Here is a 15,827-nt window from a genome sequence, read left to right as displayed (position 1 = left end):
TTAATTATTTTTTGCAAGAGTTGCAGTTTTTACTGTTTTTACAGCACAACCCCTGCCTCAAGGCAGAAGATCGGTCAGGGCCTGGTTTATGGAAGGATACTGGAAATTGAAACCCAGGTTTTCCAGTTTAACGGGCTTGACACGCTGACCTTTCAGCAGGATCGAGCCAAATTCTCCCAGGACCAGGCTGATTATGAAGCCGGGGACAGGCAGCATGGCCGGCCGGTGCAGTGCCTGACTCAGGGCGCGGGTCAGCTCGGCGTTGGTCACGGGTTCGGGCGCGGTAAAGTTAATCGGTCCCTGGGCCTCAGGATGATCCAAAATGAAGACAATGGCCTCTACCAGATCAGCCCGGTGGATCCAGGAAAACCACTGGCTGCCTTTGCCTAACCGGCCGCCCAGCCCGATCCGGAAGAGCGGCAGCATCAGTTTCAGCGCTCCTCCCTCCTGGCCGAGGACGATGCCAAAACGCATCAGCGCGACTCGAATTCCGGCCTCCTTTGCCTTGAGGGCTTCCGCCTCCCAGGCCTGGCAGGTCTGGGCCAGGAAGTCGTCGCCATGTGTCACAGACTCATCTATCTCCTCATCCCCTTGAAAGCCATAGTAGCCCACGGCCGAGGCGCTGAGCAGGACCTGGGGACCGTCCTTCGAGGAGGCCATGGCTTCGACCAGGCGCCTGGTCGTCAGGACACGGCTCTCGAGGAGCTTTCGTTTGACCCTCTTGCTCCACCGGGAAAAGATCGAGGCTCCGGCCAGGTTGATGACAGCCTCAGCCCGGACGACCTCCTCCTGCCAGAGGCCGGGCCGGCTTGGATCCCCTTCGATCAGGCGAACCTTATCCTTTAAATGCTCCCGACCCCGGGCCGATCTGGTCAACAGGCTTATTTCATGGCCCGCCTCCAGGAGCCGCTTCAGTAAAGCCTGGCCGATAAAACCGGTTCCGCCGGTGATAAAAAATTTCATTATTTAAAGAGGCGCACCCTCCTCAAAGTTCGGTAACACTCGCCCGTGCGGCTCATGACCCGCTTCTGGTGAAGCGTTTCGGCTGCTTCCTTTTTCTTTCTTAATCCTTTCACTCAATTGTCTCTGTTTTTTTTCAATGTATGTTTGATCTTATCAAAATCTACTGGTTTTTAAAAATAGTATTTGATGACGGCCTGATTTTACATCAAGGGCAGAGGCAAACGATTTAACATGAAGGCAGGCCTTTTTAGGTAAAGAAAGAGTTATCTTAAAATTATGGATGAAAAAACTAGGCTAGGTGTTCAATCAATATCTTTATCCCGATCCCGATCAGGATCAGGCCGCCCAGGATTTCCGCCTTTTTTTCAAAAAAATGTCCGAGCTTGTGACCGATAACCACGCCTAAAATAGAGAGAACAAATGTCACGGCCCCGATAATGATCACCGGAAAGAGGATGGCAGCCTTAAGGAAGGAAAGGCTCAGACCGACGGCCAAAGCGTCAATACTGGTGGCAATGGCCAGAATGAGTATTTTGTAATTATTCATCATCTCAGGTGCATCATCTTTGGAGTTCATGCCAGCGGATTCGGCGATCATTTTACACCCGATGAAGCTTAACAAACCAAAAGCAATCCAGTGGTCTATGTCTGCGATGAAATCTCGACAACTAATCCCGGCCAGCCAGCCGATGACCGGCATCATGGCCTGAAACAGACCGAAGAAAGCGGCAATCTTCAGTGTGAAAGAGAGTTTCAAGGGTTTGCAGGCCAGGCCGCTGGTGATGGACACGGCGAAGGCGTCCATAGCTAAACCAATGGCGATGAGGAAGATGGTTATCATGTCTTTCGGAGGCTACCTGGAACGGGCATGGTCACAGCCGGAGTGAGCACAACCCTGTCGCAAATACCTTTAACCAATAAACAGATCAGTGCTGATATATCGTTCACCGGTGTTGGGTAAGATGACAACGATTTTTTCCCCCTGGTTTTCCGGCTGCCGGGCCAGTTCAAGGGCCTCACAGGATGCCTTCATAAAGATGGGTGGTGGTGTCGGTATCCTGTTTGTACTTTTCCAATTCAGACAGTTCCTTGATGATCATGCTGCGCCCTTTCCTTAAAAACCGCCATCCCTGACGATTAAATGGGGTTTAACGCGACCGCTTTCATATACAAAGCATATCTATGTTCAAATGATTCGTCAAAGAGTTTGTCAAATTGCCGCTGATTATGAGGCAGGGAAACGATCTTGACTCCTGAGCATGAATTTGAAAGTATGAACCGGTCATTCAGATTTTCATCAGAAAGGGAACCCATGACTTTAAAAGATAAATACGCCATTGTCGGAGTCGGGTACACCCCTCAAGGCCGCGTCCCAGACCGAACCGCGCTCAGTTTTTACGTCGAGGCCTGCGCAAACGCCATTAAGGACGCGGGTTTGACGAGAGAGGATATTGACGGCCTGATGTGCTATCGTTATTTTCCGCCAGAGTCGGGCGAAGAGGAAGTGACGCCGTACCTGGTGGCCCAGCACCTGGGCCTGTCTCCAAACCTGCTGAGCCAGGAAGCCAACTGCGCCCGGACTCATCTCCACCATGCCCTCGGCGCTCTGGAAGCGGGTCTGTGCCGTTATATCGTGGTAGGCTATGCCTTTAAGATGTCTGCGGGAGCGCGTGGTTTTGCCATGGGTCAGGGTGATAAGGAGGTTTTCGGGGAGTTCGGGGCGGTAGCGGGCTATGGCATGGCCGCCCGGCGGGCCATGCACACCTTTGGCACCGGACCTGAAACGTGGAAGGAGATCGCCGTGGGGCAGCGCCGGTGGGCGAACCTGAACCCAAGGGCCATCATGCACGGCCGTCCCCTGACCTATGATGATTACTACAACGCCAGGTGGGTCGTCGAGCCGTTCCGGCTCAATGACTGCTGCTTAATTAACGATGGCGGCCGGGCTTATGTCATCACCTCCCTGGAGAGGGCGCGGGACCTGAAACACCCTCCAGCCGTGATCATGGGCCTGGGTCAGCACAACCCTTCTTATGATGTTTATCAATCGGACCGTCTGGCCGGGCCAACCGGGGCCAGGACAGCCGGTCAAACAGCGTTTAACATGGCAGGGATTACCTGCAGCGATATTGACGCTTGCGAAATTTACGACTGCTTCACCTATACCGTGGAAATCACCCTGCAGGATTACGGCTTTTTCGGGCCGGGTGAAGGACAAGACTGGTTTAAAGACGGAGCCATCGCGCCAGGCGGGAGGCTCCCGGTCAATACTTCAGGAGGGCTGCTGTCCGAGGCTTATTTTATGGGCCTGACGCCATTGACCGAAGGCGTGATGCAGATCATGGGCCGGTGCAGCGACAGGCAGCTCGGACCCAAAACTCGAACCAAGCAGCCGGAGATCATTCTATGCAGTGACAACGGCGGCATTTTGCAGACGCATACCTGCTGCATCTTACGGAGGTTATAATCGCGTATGACTTACGAGAAGCCCCTGCCGCGTCCTGATGCCGACACCAAGGCGTTCTGGGAAGGCTGCCAGCGGCATGAATTACGATTTCAGAAATGCCGTAGCTGCGGCCATGTCCGGTGGCCAGCCTCCATCCTCTGCCCGACGTGCTATTCTGAAGAAACAGAGTGGATAACGGCCAGCGGCAGAGGAAAGGTTTACACCTTTGTCGTCTATCACACCGCCTATCACAAGGCCTTTGCCAGTGATCTCCCTTACGTAACCGCCAGCATCGAGCTGGAGGAGGGTCCGCGGCTCCTGAGCAATATTGTCGGCTGTGACCCGCAGGAGGTCAGGTGTGACATGGATGTGGAGGTGACATGGGAGGATATTAACGAGGAATTCAGCCTGCCAAAATTCAAACCTCAAGGTTAGGTTCCGGTTTAAAATCCAGTTTTAGTAACCATATTAAGCATATATTTGATCCAGAAAGGGTTCAGCCGGTTTTCTGAAGCGACTGTTTCTCTGCTGCCGGTTCAGGAGGAACAAGGCGAAGAGAATCAAAGTGAGTGAGTCCATGGATGGACGAACGAGCGGCAAGCGTAAGAAAGCCGGCGGAGCCCTTAGGTAGTTGTTGGTGTTACCCATGTTTCAAAACTCTATGGTCAAGGCTGACCTCAGGCCTTGAGATAAAAAATAATAAGTGATAGGTTTTAGGTGATATCTACCCTCGGGGTCTGCTTATGAATTTTGAAGCAGTAATCGGGCTGGAGGTGCATGCCCAGCTTTTAACTAAATCCAAGATTTTTTGTTCCTGTTCCACTCAGTTCGGGGCGCGGCCCAACACCCACACCTGTCCGGTTTGCCTGGGCATGCCCGGGGTGCTGCCTGTGCTCAACAAAAAGGTGGTGGATTACACCATAAAGATGGCCCTGGCCACCAACTGCCAGGTTGCCTCGTGGAGCATCTTTGCCCGGAAGAACTACTTTTATCCGGACCTGCCCAAGGGCTACCAGATTTCCCAATATGAATCACCCCTGGCTGAGCGCGGCTGGGTGGAAATCAGCACCAACGATCAGACCAAACGCATCGGCCTGACCCGCATCCACATGGAGGAAGACGCGGGCAAGCTCATCCATGATGAATCCAAAGCGGTCTCTTACGTGGATTTCAACCGAACCGGAGTGCCTCTAATCGAGATCGTCTCCGAGCCAGATATTCGTTCCCCTGAGGAGGCGACGGCCTATCTGAAGGAGCTGCGCGATATCCTGGTTTACCTCGAAATCTGCGATGGTAATATGGAGGAAGGCAGCTTCCGCTGTGACGCCAATGTTTCCATCCGCCCGGTCGGTCAGAAGGAGTTCGGCACCCGAACCGAACTGAAGAACATGAACTCCTTCCGCCATGTGGCCCGCGCCCTGGAATATGAAATAAGGCGTCAGCAGGCCGTGATCGAAGACGGGGAGGAGGTTATCCAGGAGACGAGGTTATGGAATGAATCCAGGGGCATTACCGAGCCGATGAGGAGTAAAGAAGAGAGCCACGACTACCGCTACTTCCCCGACCCTGATCTGACGCCAATTGTTATTGATGATGAATGGATCGAACAGATCAGAAGCACCCTGCCTGAGCTGCCTGCGGCCCGGAGGGAGCGCTTTGTCAGGGAGTACGACCTGCCTCAGTATGACGCTGAAATCCTGACCTCCTCCAGGGCCCTGGCCGACTACTTTGAAGCGAGCCTCAAGACCTTCAATGAGTCGAAAACCCTGAGCAACTGGATCATGTCGGAACTGCTGCGGGAGCTCAAGGCGGACGAAAGGGAGATCAATGAATGTCCGGTCAAGCCGGACCAGTTAGGCAGCCTGCTTAAGCTCGTTGCAAAAGGCGAAATCAGCGGCAAGATGGCCAAGACCATTTTCTCGGAGATGTACCAGACAGGTAAGGACCCGGTGGAGATCGTTAAGGAAAAAGGCCTGGAGCTGGTTTCTGACACCTCCCACCTGAATGCGATTATCGAAGAAATTATGAACGACCATACTGAGCAGGTGAGGCAGTACCAGGCCGGTAAAGAAAAAATTTTAGGCTTCTTCGTGGGCCAGGTCATGAAGAAGACAAAAGGTCAGGCTGATCCCCGGGCTGTGAACGAGTTACTAAAGGAGAAGCTCCAAGCTTAGAAAGGGAATCATCTCCCTGGCCCGCCAAAGGCCTTTATTATTTAAACCGCTAACCTATTGCTTTGAAACAAACTCCTGGGTTTTGTCTCAGTCCAGGCCAAACGTCGCCTTAAGGGGATAATGATCCCCCGGGGTTTCCCGGATAATTTCGGCCTTTAAGCACTCAATATCTTTTGAATGGAAGATGAAATCTATTCTCGGTTTAATCGGAAAACTAACTTCCCGGTACGTTCCGCGGAAGTAATCTCTGGACGGCCAGAGGGCGTCATCGAAACGGCGATTCATGGCGCGGATGGGTTTGGTGAAGATGAATGTGTTGAAATCCCCACCGATAATGGCTGCGTCATATGGTTTGGTTTCGAGCCATTTCAGTAGTTTTTCTATGCTCCTGGTATGTTTTGAATCACGTAAGAATTCATCGCCAACCAGGCGTAAGGCACTCGGGATATAGGATTCTCCTTCCTTTACCATTCTGTCAAGCTCGAATCTTAGACTTGCCAGATGGACGGAGCAGAGAAGCACCGTCTTACCGGCCATAGCGATTTCAGCACACAAGGCTGCAGGTCTCAGGTCAGTTGGAGTGATATTGAAGCGGATTTTATCTATGTTAAAAAGAGGCCGCTTCGATAGGATTCCTAAATTGGTATAAGGCGGCTCCTTCCTTCCGGAAATAAAATAGGCAAAACCTAACGACCCGGCCAGGTCCTTGATTTTTACCTTCCAGGGCGCATCCTGGATCAGGAGGATGTCCGGTACATCGTGCCTTCGCACGATCTCAGCTATCTCGTCCGTCCTGGGGATTGGCAGGCCTCTGGTTCCGATATTGTAACTCATCACGGTCAAAACAGGGCCCGGGGACGATTGATCAGTGCAGCCGGGGAGCAAGCCCGCCAATGCAATGACCGCCCAAAAAGTAAAAATATAAAGTTTCCAATTTCGAATCAAACTTCTCTCGCTTATTTCTGAGAAACCCTCATTTACTAAAAAGGAATTCCTCCAGACCCCTTCAAAAAAACCTCATGCCCCTGTCTCAATGGACATCACAGTCACCTGCCTGCCATGATAAACCGAGCGCTCGATAACAGACCAGCCGAGCCGGGCATACAATTTTTCTCTATCCCAGGTAAAAAGATAAAGCGTTTTCACGCCGAGCTTCTGTGCTTCTTCAACAGCACGCTCGACCAGGGCCGAACCGACCCCTTGATTCCGATGCTCGGACGCCACGAAGAGGGTGGCGAGCCAGGGAGAGAGGTCCATCCGGGTATCCATATCGTGAGCCACAAGACAGGCGGAACCCAAAAGGGTTTCTCCTGTGAAAGCCACGAGGGTCAGCGGGATCTGTCTTGAACCCGCCTGAGCCTTTAGCTTGGCTAAGCGTTCTTCAACAGAATCAACAGGATTTAAACGACCAAATTCATCATAATGCCACTGAGCCAAGAGAGGTATCACATTATTATCGTCTGTTAAATACTCGATTCGAATGTTCATCCATCTCTCCGTTATCAGGCTTATCCTCACCCTTATCAGAACAAACTATCATATGTATCTCTCTTGCACTGCACTTCAATGGAGGATTACGGTCATTGCAGGGTTTTCCCCAGGGCCTTCCTCAGGGCTGCCCTGGCCAGCAGCCGCGTTGAATCCAGGGTTGGCAGCGGGCAGTCATGCGGGTCCACGATCAGGGGAATCTCCGTGCACCCCAGCACGGCCGCCTCGCAGCCTCGTTCTTTAAGCCTTGCTATGACTTCATTAAAGTACAGCCGGGACTCTTCAGTAAATACAGCGTTTACAAGCTCCTTGAAAATAATGTTATTAATGCGCTCCCGATCATCTTCATCTGGAATCTCACAGGTTATACTGAACTTTTTTAGGGTCTCCGCATAGACCGGGCCGGTCATGAGATATTTCGTTCCCAGGACGCCCAGGCGCGTAATCCCTTTGCGCCTGGCCTCCGCCCCGACGGCGTCCGCAATATGAAGCCAGGGGATGGGCGACTCACGAACAACCAGGTCGTAGGCCTCATGGACCGTGTTGTCCGGGCAGATGGCAAAGCTCGCACCAGCCTCGGCAACGATGTTTGCCGAAGACAGCATCAAATGAGCCACCAGCTCCCAGTCTCCAGCGCGGATACCGATCAGATATTCCGCCAGCGGATGAGTATGCATGGTAATCTCAGGATGGTCATACTCTGCCATCTCCAGTCCCGCCTCCATGCAGATGGTGCGGTAGCACAGAGCCGCCCCCTCGGCGCTACAAGCCACGATTCCGATGTGTTCGACCATGGTTAGCTCCTGGGGTTAAGAAAAATAATCAATATAAATTGTCAGGGAGCTTCGCACCCTGACTTACAAGTGTCTGGAGCTTGGGACCAGTATTAGTTTATCAGCTTTTAATGTGGCGATGCAATTTTTAAATGTGGGGCAGGTTGGAAAGCCTATAAAAATATTCATCATTTTTTTTAGACAATTTTTTTGGGAGAGGGTCTGGGGGAACCCTTTTATATTTAAAAAAAGGGTTCCCCCAGAGAATAAACTCCCCACGATATCGTTACATATTCCTGCGGTACTGGCCTCCGATTTCATAGAGGGCCTGGGAGATCTGACCGAGTGAACAGCAGCGGACGGTTTCCATGAGTTCGGCAAAGATGTTCCCCCCGGACAGAACCACCTGCCTCAGCCGCTTCAGGGCGAGCGGGGCTTCCTCCTGGTGGCTGGCCTTGAACTCATTGAGCCGCTTGAGCTGGCTGGCCTTCTCCTCCTCTGTGGCCCGGGCCAGTTCAAGCCCGGCCGTTTCCGCCTCAACATCGGCCTCTGGATTCAAGAAGATGTTGACGCCTATGACAGGAAGTTCGCCGTTCATTTTTTTAGACTCATAATAAAGTGACTCTTCCTGAATCCTGGAGCGCTGATACCCGGTCTCCATGGCGCCCAGGACGCCGCCGCGTTCAGAGAGACGATCAAACTCCTCCAGGATCGCCTCCTCCACCAGCCGGGTCAGTTCCTCGATGATGAAGGAGCCCTGGGTCGGGTTTTCGTTCTTGGCCAGGCCATATTCCTGGTTGATGATCATCTGGATGGCCAGGGCCCGGCGAACCGACTCCTGGGTGGGGGTGGTGACGGCCTCATCATAGGAGTTGGTATGCAGGGAGTTGCAGTTGTCAGAAAGGGCGGTCAGGGCCTGAAGCGTGGTCCGGATATCATTGAACTGAATCTCCTGGGCATGAAGCGAGCGGCCGCTGGTCTGGATGTGGGCCTTGAGTATCTGGGAACGGTCGTTGGCCCCGTATTTATGGCGCATGGCGACGGCCCAGATGCGGCGGGCGACGCGGTTGATGACGGTGTATTCAGGGTCCATGCCGTTGGAGAAGAAGAAAGACAAATTGGGCGCGAAATCATCAATCTTCATGCCGCGGGAGAGGTAGTATTCGACATAGGAAAAGCCGTTGGCCAGGGTGAAGGCGCACTGGGTGATCGGGTTGGCCCCGGCCTCGGCAATGTGGTACCCGGAGATGGAGACAGAATAGAAGTTTCTGATTTCATGCTCGATGAAGTAGGCCTGGATGTCGCCCATCATCTTCAGGGCGAACTCAATGGAGAAGATGCAGGTGTTCTGTCCCTGATCCTCCTTGAGGATGTCGGCCTGGACCGTGCCCCGGATATTTTTCAGGGTTTCTGATCTGATCCTTTTTTCCTCTTCAGGATCAGGCGGAGAGCCATGTTCGGCCTTGAACTTATCCAGCTGCTGGTCTATGGCCGCGTTAAAGAACATAGCTAAAATGATCGGGGCCGGGCCGTTGATGGTCATGGAGACACTGTTGTTTGAAGCGGCGAGATCAAAGCCCCTGTAAAGGACCTTGATATCGTCGAGGGTGCAGATTGAGACGCCGGAGGTGCCCACCTTGCCATAGATGTCGGGACGCTCTTCCGGGTCCTGTCCGTATAGGGTGACCGAATCAAAGGCGGTGGAGAGGCGTTTGGCCTCGTAACCCTTTGAAAGGTACTTGAAGCGCCGGTTGGTGCGCGCCGGATCGCCCTCCCCGGCAAACATCCGGGTGGGCTCCTCATCAAGGCGCTTGAAGGGGAAGACGCCGGCCGTGTAAGGAAACCTGCCAGGCACGTTCTCTAAAAGAAGCCATTTCAGGAGATCCCCGGGGTTCTGAAAATTGGGCAGGGCTACACGTGGGACCCTGGAACCGGCCAGGCTTTCACTATAAAGCGGGGTATGAAGCTCCTGACCGCGAACCCTGTAAACAAACTCATCTGCTGAATATTCTTTCTTTAAGACCTTAAACTCTTCCAGGAGGCGTTTACAACTCGGGTCAAGCTGGCCGTGCAGGAGCGCCCGTTTTTTTTCAAGGGCGTCGGTCAGGTCAGGCCGTTCCTCTTGATCCTCTCTCAAGGCCGCTTGCGCGCCTTCGATCTGCCACAGTCTTTGAGCCAGCCCGGCCTGCTCGCCAACCCAGCCGTGGTAATTACGGACAGTCTCCGCAATCTCGGAGAGATAGCGGCTGCGCTCCGGGGGGATAATAATGGCCTTTGAGGAAGAGACCCTGGATTCAGGCTTGAGCAAGGATGACTTCCATGCGGCGCTGGTTTTCTTGTTCAACTCCTCAAGGATGGTCTGATAGAGGGCCGTGACCCCATCGTCGTTGAACTTGGCCGCAATGGTCCCGTAAACAGGCATTTCTTCAGGAGTCAGTTCAAAAAGTGAATGGTTGCGCTGGTACTGCTTGCGAACGTCCCTCAGGGCGTCTTCAGAGCCTTTACGGTCAAACTTGTTAATGACCACCAGGTGGGCAAAGTCGAGCATGTCAATCTTTTCCAGCTGGGAAGGCGCCCCGTAATCAGCCGTCATGACGTACAGGGATGCATCAACAAGCGGCACCACAGCCGCGTCACCCTGCCCGATGCCGGCCGTCTCGATGATAATCAGATTAAAACCGGCCGCCTTGAGGACCTCGATACTCTCTCCCAGGGCCGCCGAAACCTCGATTTCCGCAGAGCGGGTCGCCAGGGACCGCATATAGACCCGGTCGCGGCCCAGGGAGTTCATGCGAATGCGGTCGCCGAGCAGGGCCCCGCCGGTTTTGCGCCGTGAAGGATCCACCGAGAGAATGGCCACGGTTTGATCCTTAAAATCATTTAAAAAACGGAGCACGATCTCGTCCATGAGCGAAGACTTGCCTGCGCCGCCGGTCCCGGTTATACCGAGAACCGGGACGGTCCGGTCCTTCTTTTTATCAAGCGCCTTAAGCAGCTGTCCCAGGAACTGAGGGTCATCCTCTGCCTTGGCCCGTTCGATCATGGTAATAAAACGGGCCAGCAGCGGATGGTTTTTCGGATTCAGGTCTGAAACCCTGTTGAGGATATTGTCTGTTTCCGGGGGGTAGTCCACAAAGGCCAGGAGGTGATTGATCATGCCTTGCAGACCCATCTGTCGGCCATCTTCAGGGGAGTAAATCTTCGTAACCCCATAGGCCTCGATTTCTCGAATCTCATCCGGGACAATCACTCCTCCCCCGCCTCCAAAGACCTTGATATGCTCCGAACCCCTTTCCTTGAGAAGGTCCACGATATATTTGAAGAACTCAACATGACCACCCTGATAAGAACTCACCGCGATCGCCTGCGCATCTTCCTGGATGGCGGCCTCCACGATCTCAACAACCGAGCGATTATGTCCCAGATGAATGACCTCAGCTCCAGAACCCTGGAGAATCCGGCGCATGATGTTGATGGCCGCGTCATGACCATCGAAAAGGGAGGTGGCTGAGACCACCCTGACATGGTTCTTCGGTGTGTAAACTTGAGTCTCATTCATGGCGGCTTTCCCTAAAATAATATTTAATCCCGGTGGCCCGGGATATGAAGTTTTCCTTTATTAGCCTTTGCCTGTCAGCTCGCTCAAAAGGAAGGAGGTCTGAATACGGATATATTCCTCCAACCCGAACGCCCGCCTGAGAAACCAGCGCCGAAAGGTCCACATGTGGCCCAGGACGATGATATTGTGGGCTATAAGTTTCACGTTATTCTTTTCCAGGTGCAAGGTCCCGTCCTTAAGACCCTGAAGCAGGATATTGGCAAAGGTAGAGGTAACGCGCTCATCACTGGCCAGCACGTACCTGAGGGCGTCCCGGTCCAGCGAACTTGATTCCTGGTAGATAAGCAAAATCGAGTCCTGCATCCGGTCACAGACCTGAAAATAATTTGAGATGGCGTTGACCAGGGTTTCCCGGCCGGTGCTGCCTTCATCGAGGGCCTGTCTCAGTTTGGTTTCCATCTCTGAGTGGATGGCCTCGCAGACCAGATAGAGGACATCTTCCTTGGAACCGATGTACTCATAAAGGGTGCCGATGGAAAAACCCGCCATGCGTGCAATTTCACGGGTGGTGGTCGGGTGAAAGCCTTTTTGCACGAACAGCTTCATGGCGGCTTCCACGATCTGCCTTCGTCTTTTTTCGACCAGGCTGGCGTCTTTGACCAGGGTCGGTATATTTTTCACTTGCTCTAGTTTTTTCATTATGAGGCCTTCCTGACTGAGCGTTCGTTCAGAAAATAGCCCAGTTAATACCCTCTGTCAAGTTTTTCTTTTAACTTGCCATGCCCTTTTGTCAACTTTTAGAGAGAATGGTAAAAATACGTTCCGATTGAAAAGGTTAAGATTGCCTCTTAATGGGTGCCTCGTCGCTACGCTCCTCGCAATGACGATTCATTAGTAAATGTTTGATCGCAACTTGGTATTAAAGGCCTTGCGAAGGGTATTGAGCAAAAATCCCCCTTTTCTAAAGGGGGATATAGGGGGATTTTTCTCTGGTTTCATTCCTACCGAACGACAAGAGGGTTAGCCAGGGCGTTCCGTCAAGTCTCATAAGGCCCAATATAAAAAAATTGAAAACTTAAAGAGAAAAGGCCATATTTTTAATACTTTCCATTTATATTCAATAGCAGCCGGGAGAGCCTTTTCTACCAGCGGGGATTACCCTCCTGTTGCTTCGCAACCCGGACGGTTCGAAGTGGGCTACCCGCTGGGGAGGGGGTTTCATTAATTCTGGTCCTTGATTTTCACTATGTGAGATTGTGTAGAATTTAGAAATTAATTAAGTATGTCCCCGGAACTCCACAACAATGAAGAAGCGGGTTCCGCTTGAGGTCGGGTCGTAGGCTGAGAAGAATGTTGAGGGAGAAAATTGAGAAGGGGAGGCCTTGAAAAAAATTTGATCTTGAGTCAGTATGAATGTATAATTCAACTACCACAAAGAGATAATAGTCTCAATCTATGATAGAGCCAAGACACCTAACAAACGCGCCAATAAAAGAAGCGCTCATTGATATCTGGTATTCCCTGGATCCAGGTTATATTTCCAGACTAGAATCTATACACGATAAAATAAAAGGAGACTATCCTCATAAACAGATTCGCAAACAATGGGAAGGAACGTTTCAGGTTGGTAGTAAAACTTTCACTCAGTCAACAAAGGACCATGGGATTCAAGGCTATTGGTATTTATCCGAGGATGAAAAACAAATCATCCAAGCCAGGTTGAACGGTTTTACTTTCAATAAAATTGAGCCTTATGAAACCTGGGAGCAAATGCGGGATGAGGCTCGTAAATTATGGAAGATATTTAAGGAAATTGCTCCACCAGAGGTAGTAACCGGGTTAGGGCTAAGATATGTTAACCGGATCGAAATCCCCGAACCGACGATCGAGTTATCTGATTACCTGACTGCTCCACCTGAAATTCCGGAAAACTTACCTCAGCGCCTTGATTCTTTTTTAACAAGGATACAGTTTTTTGATTCTTCTATCAAGGCACGGGGGATAATTACTCAAATGTCAGAGCCCCCAGACAGTCCTGGCACAGTACCGCTGTTACTTGATATAGAAGTTACCCAAGACAATAATTTTAACATTAACGATGATGAAATATGGGCCGTTTTAGAGGATCTCCGTGCTTTTAAAAATAAAATTTTCTTTAGTAGCATAACGGAAAGGGTAGCCGAATTATGCCAGTAAGTTTATTAGAACGAGATGAATCTTATCGGGGATTGATGGCATCCATGATTTTGGACACGGGCGTAGGACCTCATTCAAAAGCGATTCACAAGCATCTTGACATGGCAAGAGATAAAATCAATCAAGTTGCCACCACCAAGCTTCCCTTAGATCGAATGATTGAAGCTCTTCAAGAGATTCGAGAGGAAGCTTCTGAGCCAAACTGGGATGGATATGATGCCGAACCAATTTCGGATAACACTTATTATCAGGCGCGTGAAATGCTCCTCTATTGGATTTCGTCATACACTCTCTTACCTGAGTTGAGCCCCGAACCCGATGGTGGCATTGGTTTTGAGTGGTATAAAAAGAATAAACAGGTATTTGTTATAAGTGTTGACGGAAGTAACGAAGTAACTTATGCAGGTATCTTCGGTTTAGAGAAAGAGCATGGTGTTGTGCCGTATACTCCTGATGGTCTCAGTAAGCTCTTTAATAAAATCAGCAGCCGATTCCCAGCGAAAAAGTGAACGAAACCGTATCACCAACAGAAAAGCTTACACGCTATATATTTGAACAAAGGGGCAAGTTCAATCCGAAAGAAGGTCGGGTTATATATAGAGCCTTTTTACCACACCCCAGGCGTGAAACTTCAGTCTGCCGAATTTCTGGCATAGAAGAAAACAGGATTTTCAAGATAGGAGAAAAAATAGGTGAGATACGGGGAAAAAGTCTGAAAGCAAGGGCAGATGTATACGCTTCTAATGTCTATGCTGTGAAACTTAGAGTGCAACCCACACCTATGTCGGACAACCCACGACATGCGAATATCATTGATTGGCCGAAAGAAAAATCAGAACAAAAATTGAAAGCGATTGAACTCGCCGAAAAAGCTTCTTTGGTTCTTCCTCCCTCGGTTATTGAATAAGTTTTCATGACATCGAGGCACACCACACCTATTATGGATGTCCCTCGAATTCAATCCTAAAATTCGTAATTTCGGCTTCCTGGCCATGGTTCATAACGACCAGGCTATTTTTCGAACCAGGAAGCGATCTCGTCCTTTGGAGGGATCTTCCCCACGGATTTGACTTCATCGTCAATGACCACTGCCGGGGTGACAAGGACCCCGTATTTAGAAATCTCCAGGATGTTGGTTACCTTTTCCACCCTGGCCTCCACGCCTTTTTCAGCAACCACTTCTTTGACCAATTTTTCAGTCTGCTGACACCTTGGACACCCAGGACCCAATACCTTGATCTCCATCACCTTTTCCTATTCTCCGCGTCCATTGACGCTAGCAGCCGGACGCGGCATGACCCGAAAAAAAATCTTAACAACCACAATCCATGACCCCAGGACACATCCTTGTCTCCAGGTTGTTAAACTGGCAAATGGAGCCAAGCAAATACGCCGATCATCTTCAACCCCATGTAAAACATGACCAGGATGAAGATATATTTAAGCTGCTTGGCTGGCAGCAGGTGAGCCACTTTGGCTCCGACGATGGCCATGGGAACGCTGCAACCGGCCAGCAATACCCATTGCAGCCAGTTAAGGTAACCGGTGGAATAAGGCGGCAGCCCCTGGACTCCCAAACCATTGATAAAGAAAGAGAGCGATCCGCCGATAGCCGTGAATATCATGAGAGCTGTGGATGTTCCCACGGCCTGATGCATTTGGAACCTCAGAAAAAAAACCATAATGGGGACCATGAGCACGCCGCCTCCAATACCGATGATACCCGAGACGATCCCCAGTGGAATGCCCCACAGGATATACGCGGCCAGGCTTTCAGAGGGTTCCTCTGTGATCAGCGGCGGCCTGGCCGTCAGCATCCTAACCGCTCCGAGGATGACCGTGATTCCAAAGGCCATGGTTAGGACCTTTCCTGGCAGATGCGATGCGATAAAGCCCCCGCCGAATGCGCCGATAGCGCCGGCTATGCCCAGAGTCACGCCCGCTTTCCAAATGACGGCCCCCTTTAAATGATGCGTAATCGAACCGCTCAACGCCGTGGGCAGAACGACCAAGAGGTTGGTTCCGAAAGCAATCCTGATGGCTATGGTCGGGTCCACCCCGATGGATTTAAGGACCCAGAACTGGACCGGAACCATGATAAAGCAGCCCCCCACACCCAAAAGGCCTGAAGCAAACCCAACTCCAACTCCGGTAATAAGTAAAGCGATTATTTGTGTGATATGTATTTCCATGGTTTATTATTTCCTTTACCTTGGTGAATCTTCAAA

15 protein-coding genes are annotated in these 15,827 nt (G+C 51.3%); 6 read left to right on the top strand and 9 right to left on the bottom strand.

All coding sequences use genetic code 11. From position 1 onward, the window contains the following. Window positions 1–57: 57 nt before the first annotated feature. Both JRI95_00230 and JRI95_00225 read right to left on the bottom strand, forming a co-directional pair. A complete protein-coding gene (locus JRI95_00230; GenBank protein MBW2059968.1) occupies window positions 58–963 on the bottom strand; it encodes a TIGR01777 family oxidoreductase in 906 nt (301 codons plus the stop codon). Between the two features lie 289 nt (window positions 964–1,252). Continuing rightward, window positions 1,253–1,804, bottom strand: a complete 552-nt coding sequence (locus JRI95_00225; protein ID MBW2059967.1) for a manganese efflux pump — start codon at window positions 1,802–1,804, stop codon at window positions 1,253–1,255. 471 nt (window positions 1,805–2,275) lie between these two features. Between JRI95_00225 and JRI95_00220 the strand changes: the two genes are divergently transcribed. The 3 genes from JRI95_00220 to gatB all read left to right on the top strand — a co-directional run bounded on the left by JRI95_00220 (window position 2,276) and on the right by gatB (window position 5,583). After that, the gene (locus JRI95_00220; protein ID MBW2059966.1) at window positions 2,276–3,430 is read left to right on the top strand and encodes a thiolase family protein; all 1,155 of its coding nucleotides are present in this window, start codon (window positions 2,276–2,278) and stop codon (window positions 3,428–3,430) included. Between the two features lie 6 nt (window positions 3,431–3,436). Beyond that, window positions 3,437–3,844, top strand: a complete 408-nt coding sequence (locus JRI95_00215) for a Zn-ribbon domain-containing OB-fold protein (GenBank protein ID MBW2059965.1) — start codon at window positions 3,437–3,439, stop codon at window positions 3,842–3,844. A gap of 308 nt (window positions 3,845–4,152) precedes the next feature. Beyond that, window positions 4,153–5,583 carry an Asp-tRNA(Asn)/Glu-tRNA(Gln) amidotransferase subunit GatB gene (gene gatB, locus JRI95_00210; protein MBW2059964.1) on the top strand — a complete coding sequence of 477 codons (1,431 nt, stop codon included), beginning with the start codon at window positions 4,153–4,155 and terminating at the stop codon, window positions 5,581–5,583. Between the two features lie 87 nt (window positions 5,584–5,670). On the opposite strand, the gene JRI95_00205 is transcribed toward gatB, so the two are convergent. From JRI95_00205 to JRI95_00185, 5 genes are all read right to left on the bottom strand, one after another. Continuing rightward, complete coding sequence (locus JRI95_00205; protein MBW2059963.1) at window positions 5,671–6,477, bottom strand: hypothetical protein; 807 nt, start codon at window positions 6,475–6,477, stop codon at window positions 5,671–5,673. Between the two features lie 123 nt (window positions 6,478–6,600). Next, window positions 6,601–7,071 (bottom strand): GNAT family N-acetyltransferase, encoded by a 471-nt coding sequence (locus JRI95_00200; GenBank protein MBW2059962.1) that lies wholly within the window; start codon window positions 7,069–7,071, stop codon window positions 6,601–6,603. A gap of 92 nt (window positions 7,072–7,163) precedes the next feature. Beyond that, window positions 7,164–7,865 (bottom strand): amino acid racemase, encoded by a 702-nt coding sequence (locus tag JRI95_00195; protein MBW2059961.1) that lies wholly within the window; start codon window positions 7,863–7,865, stop codon window positions 7,164–7,166. A gap of 265 nt (window positions 7,866–8,130) precedes the next feature. Beyond that, complete coding sequence (locus JRI95_00190) at window positions 8,131–11,403, bottom strand: methylmalonyl-CoA mutase family protein (GenBank protein MBW2059960.1); 3,273 nt, start codon at window positions 11,401–11,403, stop codon at window positions 8,131–8,133. 60 nt (window positions 11,404–11,463) lie between these two features. After that, the gene (locus JRI95_00185; protein MBW2059959.1) at window positions 11,464–12,102 is read right to left on the bottom strand and encodes a TetR/AcrR family transcriptional regulator; all 639 of its coding nucleotides are present in this window, start codon (window positions 12,100–12,102) and stop codon (window positions 11,464–11,466) included. Window positions 12,103–12,858: 756 nt separating this feature from the next. Between JRI95_00185 and JRI95_00180 the strand changes: the two genes are divergently transcribed. Genes JRI95_00180 through JRI95_00170 form a run of 3 tightly spaced genes read left to right on the top strand, consistent with a single transcriptional unit; the run spans window position 12,859 to window position 14,506 of the window. Then, window positions 12,859–13,599 (top strand): TIGR04255 family protein, encoded by a 741-nt coding sequence (locus tag JRI95_00180; GenBank protein MBW2059958.1) that lies wholly within the window; start codon window positions 12,859–12,861, stop codon window positions 13,597–13,599. After that, window positions 13,590–14,108: a hypothetical protein gene (locus JRI95_00175; GenBank protein ID MBW2059957.1), complete on the top strand. Its 519-nt coding sequence runs from the start codon at window positions 13,590–13,592 to the stop codon at window positions 14,106–14,108. Before JRI95_00180 ends, JRI95_00175 begins: the two co-directional genes overlap by 10 nt. After that, complete coding sequence (locus JRI95_00170) at window positions 14,105–14,506, top strand: hypothetical protein (protein ID MBW2059956.1); 402 nt, start codon at window positions 14,105–14,107, stop codon at window positions 14,504–14,506. The genes JRI95_00175 and JRI95_00170 overlap by 4 nt, the downstream gene beginning before the upstream one ends. Before the next feature lie 104 nt (window positions 14,507–14,610). Here JRI95_00170 and JRI95_00165 read toward each other — a convergent pair whose 3' ends face one another. Together JRI95_00165 and JRI95_00160 are read right to left on the bottom strand one after the other, a co-directional pair. Continuing rightward, window positions 14,611–14,844, bottom strand: coding sequence for a TM0996/MTH895 family glutaredoxin-like protein (locus tag JRI95_00165; GenBank protein ID MBW2059955.1), 234 nt, complete (start codon window positions 14,842–14,844; stop codon window positions 14,611–14,613). Between the two features lie 116 nt (window positions 14,845–14,960). Continuing rightward, window positions 14,961–15,791, bottom strand: coding sequence for a sulfite exporter TauE/SafE family protein (locus tag JRI95_00160; protein ID MBW2059954.1), 831 nt, complete (start codon window positions 15,789–15,791; stop codon window positions 14,961–14,963). Between the last annotated feature and the right edge of the window lie 36 nt (window positions 15,792–15,827).

This window comes from Deltaproteobacteria bacterium, from assembly GCA_019308995.1.
Classification (GTDB): Bacteria; Desulfobacterota; Desulfarculia; order Adiutricales; family JAFDHD01; genus JAFDHD01.
Note: the sequence above shows the minus strand (reverse complement) of the source record. Positions and strands in the feature narration are given on the sequence as shown.